4 protein-coding genes are annotated in these 5,709 nt (G+C 34.2%); all 4 read right to left on the minus strand.

Annotation, left to right across the window (positions count from 1 at the left end):
- Window positions 1–84: 84 nt before the first annotated feature.
- The gene (rpsA, locus tag ACH2BG_RS12015; protein WP_395047934.1) at window positions 85–1,875 is read right to left on the minus strand and encodes a 30S ribosomal protein S1; all 1,791 of its coding nucleotides are present in this window, start codon (window positions 1,873–1,875) and stop codon (window positions 85–87) included.
- A 509-nt stretch (window positions 1,876–2,384) separates the two neighbouring features.
- Window positions 2,385–3,638, minus strand: coding sequence for a nucleoside permease (locus tag ACH2BG_RS12020; RefSeq protein ID WP_395047935.1), 1,254 nt, complete (start codon window positions 3,636–3,638; stop codon window positions 2,385–2,387).
- 78 nt (window positions 3,639–3,716) lie between these two features.
- Complete coding sequence (gene cmk / locus ACH2BG_RS12025) at window positions 3,717–4,397, minus strand: (d)CMP kinase (RefSeq protein ID WP_395047936.1); 681 nt, start codon at window positions 4,395–4,397, stop codon at window positions 3,717–3,719.
- 142 nt (window positions 4,398–4,539) lie between these two features.
- On the minus strand, window positions 4,540–5,571 hold the full coding sequence (gene porQ, locus ACH2BG_RS12030) for a type IX secretion system protein PorQ (protein ID WP_395047937.1): 1,032 nt from the start codon (window positions 5,569–5,571) through the stop codon (window positions 4,540–4,542).
- Window positions 5,572–5,709 lie beyond the last annotated feature (138 nt).

Raw genomic sequence — 5,709 nt, forward strand, 5'->3', positions numbered from 1 at the left:
ATTCCTCCTTCCTCGGAATGACAATACAGTACAAAAAAAAGTCCCGATTCCTCGGGACTTTCTATATTCAAAAAAACTAGAGAATTATTTTTTCTCTGATTTTTCCATTTTAGCTTTCAAAGCAGCTAATACATCATTGTTATCTCCTAACGTTGCAGCAGCTGCATTGTTGTTAGATGAAGATGAATTAGAGTTAGAATTATTATCTGAAGCTGTTTTCACATTTTTCTCTTCTTCCTCACGGAAAATAGCAGTATGTGAAGCTACAACTCTTTTAAATTCTTTATTGAATTCGATAACTTTGAAGTCAGCAGTATCACCTTTTTTCAATTTCTTACCATCTTCTTTTTCAAGGTGACGTGTAGGAATAAAAGCAACAACATCATCTCCAAAATCTACAGTAGCACCTTTTTCAACGATTTCAGCGATTTCACCGTTATGGATAGTTCCAACAGCAAAAGCAGCTTCATGTTTGTCCCAAGGATTAGCAGTAGTTTGTTTGTGTCCTAAAGATAATTTACGAGCATCTACATCAAGTTCAAGAACTACGATGTCTAATTTCTCACCTACAGTGATAAATTCTGATGGATGCTTGATTTTTTTAGTCCAAGATAAATCTGAGATATAAACCAATCCGTCGATTCCTTCTTCTAATTCTACGAAAATTCCAAAGTTTGTGAAGTTTCTAACTGTACCTGTATGTTTAGAACCTACTGGATATTTAGAAGTAATATCAGTCCATGGATCTTGTGTCATTTGCTTGATACCAAGAGACATTTTACGTTCGCTTCTGTCAAGAGTTAAGATAACACCTTCAACGATATCACCTACTTTTACGAAATCTTGAGCAGAACGCAAGTGCGTAGACCAAGACATTTCAGAAACGTGGATTAAACCTTCAACACCTTCAGCAACTTCGATAAATGCACCGTAATCAGCGATTACAACTACTTTACCTTTTACTTTGTCTCCAATTGCTAAATTAGCATCTAGAGCATCCCAAGGGTGAGCGTTTAATTGTTTTAATCCTAATTGAATTCTTGTTTTCTCGTCATCGAAATCAAGGATTACAACGTTTAATTTTTGATCTAATTCAAGAACTTCACTTGGGTGATTAATTCTAGACCAAGAAAGGTCAGTAATGTGAATTAATCCATCAACTCCACCTAAATCAATAAACACACCATAAGAAGTAATGTTTTTAACAACACCTTCTAATACTTGTCCTTTTTGTAATTGACCTATGATTTCTTTTTTCTGAACTTCGATATCCGCTTCAATAAGCGCTTTATGAGAAACAACAACATTCTTGAATTCGTGGTTGATTTTCACAACTTTAAATTCCATCATTTTGTTTACATACTGATCGTAATCTCTAATTGGTTTAACATCGATTTGAGATCCTGGTAAGAAAGCTTCAATACCAAAAACGTCAACGATCATACCACCTTTAGTTCTACATTTTACAAAACCGTTTACAATTTCTCCAGTTTCATTTGCAGAAATAACTCTATCCCATGCTTTGATAGTACGAGCTTTTCTGTGAGATAAAACAAGTTGTCCTGTTTTGTCTTCACGAATGTCGATTAAAACTTCAACTTTATCACCTACTTTAAGTGATGGATTGTAACGGAATTCGTTCAAAGAAATAACACCTTCAGATTTAGCGTTGATATCAACGATAACGTCTCTGTCAGTAATTCTAACAACAACACCATCTACAACTTCTTCTTGGTCTGTTGCGATAAATGTTTTTGCTACTAATTCTTCAAATTCTCTTAAGTTTGCTGCATCAACTGGATCTATTCCTTCAGAATAATTGTGCCAGTTAAAATCTGCTAAAAACTGTTCTTGTGATTTTAATGTTTCAGACATGCTGATAAAAATTTGTATTTTGTTTTTCGTGAGTTTCTTTACGCGATAGAAAAACAAAAGTGTTTTACATAAATAAATTTAATTTCCAAACGAAACTCTACTCTGCATTTTGGACTGCAAAAGTAATGCTTTTTTTTGTAATCGCAAATAGTTGACCAACTTATTATTAGGAGCAAGAAACAGTTCGTTTTTTAGGAAACATTCTCCCGCTTTCGCCTACATCTTTTTGTATTGTCATGCTGAGCATGTTGAAGCACAAAACAAAAAGGATATTTGGCTCTATCAGGGCTAGAAATATTATTAGCTTTTTTAGGAGACAAAAAATGTTTAAAGTAGCAAATAGTTTTCCGCTTTTACTAGAAAGACAGTTCCAAAGAAATTGCACTGTTAGCTTCGTGATATCAAAAAACAATTGTAGACCTGTCTTTCCCGCGCAGGCGGGAATCCATAAAAAAAAGCAACAGATTTTAAAACCTGTTGCGTTTCTTAACAATTTTATATTATTTTTTTTAGTGTGTTATACTCTCCACATCTTTTGGGTCGTGTTTGTGCTTAAATAAAACAGCAAATAATATTGCAACTACAAGAGCATAAGCTGCAAAAGCTAACCAGATACTATGCCAATCTCGTTGTCCATCTATTGTAAAATATTTATCAATTATAAATCCGCTTATTATTCCGCCAAAAAAAGCACCAAAGCCATTAGACATCATCATAAACAATCCTTGAGCTGAAGAACGCATTTTAGAATCGGTTGTGGTTTCTACAAATAATGAACCCGAAATATTAAAGAAATCGAATGCCATTCCGTACACAACGCAAGACATAATAATCATCCATAATCCGTCAGTTGGATTTCCATAAGCAAATAATCCGAATCTTAGAACCCAAGCCAACATACTAATTAGCATAACTTGTTTGATACCAAAACGTTTTAAGAAAAACGGAATGGCAAGAATAAATAAAGTTTCCGATATTTGAGAAATTGACATAATAATAGTCGAATATTTAACTACAAATGAATCGGCGTATTGAGGGACTTTGGAAAATTCAGACAAATAAGTATCTCCATACATATTCGTTAATTGCAAAGCGCCACCTAAAAACATAGAGAAAATAAAAAATAATGCCATTTTATAAGTTCCAAATAATTTAAATGCGTCTAGTCCTAATTTTTTAAGAAATGAATCGCTTTCGGAAATTAATTTTTGTGGCGGACATTTAGGCAACGTAAACGAGTAAATTCCTAAAACTATTGCGGCAAAAGCAGAAATATAAAACATATTTACAGACGCTTTATTTCCAGATAAATTTGTTAACCACATCGCGGCAATAAAACCTATTGTTCCCCAAACCCTAATAGGCGGAAAAACTTTTACAATGTCATAATTATTATTTTTAAGAATATTATATGCTACCGAATTAGATAATGAAATTGTTGGCATATAACACATCATAGCAGCAAAAATAACCCAATAAAAACCTGTTGGATTGTCAACTTGAGGTAAATAAGCAATAGCAAAACCACCTAAAATATGAAGTATTCCGTATAATTTTTCAGCATTTATCCATTTATCGGCTATAATACCTGTTAGTGCTGGCATAAGAATAGAAGAAAGTCCCAAAGTAGAAAATATAGCTCCAAACTCTGCTCCGCTCCACTGTTTTGTTGCGAACCAATAGTTTCCAACTGTAATTAACCATGCTCCCCAAACAAAAAACTGGAGAAAACTCATGATTGTTAATCTATTTTTTATGTTCATTTTTTAGTATTTAAATAGGTTAAGTATTTTTTAGAAACGTAAAACTAACATAAAAAATAACTTTACAAATAAATTTTTCTAAATATTATCAACCAAATCAAGAACAACCTGAAATTGTTCTTCTCTAGACAAATGAGAATTGTCTATTTCGATGGCATCATCTGCCATTACAAGCGGTGAATCCTCGCGATGTGTATCAATATAATCTCGTTCTTGCACATTTTTTAAAACGGCATCAAATGACACATTTTCTCCTTTTTCGGTCATTTCATCATAACGGCGTTGGGCACGTGTTTGTGCGCTGGCTGTCATGAATATTTTGAGTTCCGCATCTGGGAAAACTACAGTTCCTATATCACGACCATCCATGACGATGCCTTTATTTTTCCCCATTTCTTGTTGTTGCTCGACCAGTTTGGCTCTAACTTGTGAGACCTCAGCAACTTTACTTACAAAACTAGATACTTCGATGGTGCGAATTTCGTTTTCTACATTAATATCGTTTAGATACATTTCAGCAAAGCCTAAATTTGGATTAAACTGGAAAGTAAGTTTAATTTTTGGCAAATCGTTTATGAGTGCTTGCTGATTAAACTCCTGGTGATTGATGTAATTATTTTGCATTGCATAATAGGTTACGGCACGATACATAGCACCAGTATCTACATATATATAACCTAATTGTTTGGCTAATTGTTTGGCTAATGTACTTTTCCCTGTTGAGGAAAATCCGTCGATGGCAATGGTTATTTTTTTCAATTTTTTAAAATGTTTAATAGAAATCGCAAAGTTTGTATTTAGCCCTGATAGAGCTGATAGCTCTCGCCTTTTCGGGCGAGACTAAAAACGATAGCAGGAATATTGTTTCCTAAAGACTTTACGGATTCTGCTTCAAAAAAAATTATTTTTCGTTGTTATACAAATTGATGGTTAGTCCGAATAAGCTCGTGTTTGCAGCTAGGGTGTATCGTGAGTAGGAATAATCGAAGCGGAATTTTCGGAATCGGAGTCCGAAACCTGCCGATATTCCTGAAAATGTTCGTTGCTCTAGGATTTTGAGTTCGGCAGCACGACGGAAATTATAACTTAATCGTAAACTAAATGCTTTTTTTGGAAAAATTTCGGCACCAAAAATAACGTGCCTAAAAGTGTTTCCTAGAAATCCTACTTTTTCTTCGGTGGCTTCACCATCGATAGTTTGTTGGCTTCTGGCGGGATTGGCGAAGGAAACATTCCATTTTTGCAGGTTTTCTAGCGTTAAGTGCCAACGAATGGGTACGTTTTCTAATTCTTGTGATATTCCTGCTATGACTTCGAAAGGTAATTTTTCGTTTGTACCATTATAGGTTGTAATTTGTGTTCCAAAATTTCGAACTACGAGTCCGTAATTTATGTCGTTTTTGTCATCGACATACATGGCAGCCAAATCGGCGGCGACTCCAAATGAGTTATAACTTTCGAGTGTTGAGGAGATAAATTTTGCGTTTCCGCCGAGATATAATTTTGTAAAAGGCACATTATAAGCATAACCTAACGAAAGTGCGATTTCGCTTCCTGTAAACTCTCCTGTTGCTACTCCGAACTCATCTCGTCCATCAAATTTTCCGTAATTTATATAGGTAATCCCACCATGTAATGTTTGTACATGTCTGTCATATGTATAAGCAAAAGCTCCTGTTCCGTAGGTTACATCTCCAAAATAGTTTCCGTAATTTACGGCTAAACGACCATCCATTTCGGTATTTATACTTGCTGGATTAAATAAAGGTTGGTTGACATCGTAATCGTAATTTGTAATCGTTTTTCCTCCCAATGCGGCTTGTCTTGGCGACGAAATGAGGTTTAGAAACTGATATACGCTTTGCCCTCCTATTTGACTATAAGTCGAAGTATAGATTGTAAATAATAAAAGAATTAGGTGTTTTTTTTGCATTTATTTTGGCGTTTTGAAAACTATATAACGCAGAAGCGAAGATATTATTTTTTATGACTATCCGTTTATTGAATACTGTTTTTTTTGCCACAGATTCACAGATTAAAAAAATAATGTAGGTTGATAGCAAAAAAAAAA

Origin of the sequence: Flavobacterium sp., assembly GCF_043779715.1 — a bacterium.
Taxonomy (GTDB): domain Bacteria; phylum Bacteroidota; class Bacteroidia; order Flavobacteriales; family Flavobacteriaceae; genus Flavobacterium.

Coding starts and splice junctions, on each gene's coding strand:
- rpsA (WP_395047934.1), bottom strand. CDS start 1,875: ATGTCTGAAACATTAAAATCACAAGAACAGTTTTTAGCAGATTTTAAC.
- ACH2BG_RS12020 (WP_395047935.1), bottom strand. CDS start 3,638: ATGAACATAAAAAATAGATTAACAATCATGAGTTTTCTCCAGTTTTTT.
- porQ (WP_395047937.1), bottom strand. CDS start 5,571: ATGCAAAAAAAACACCTAATTCTTTTATTATTTACAATCTATACTTCG.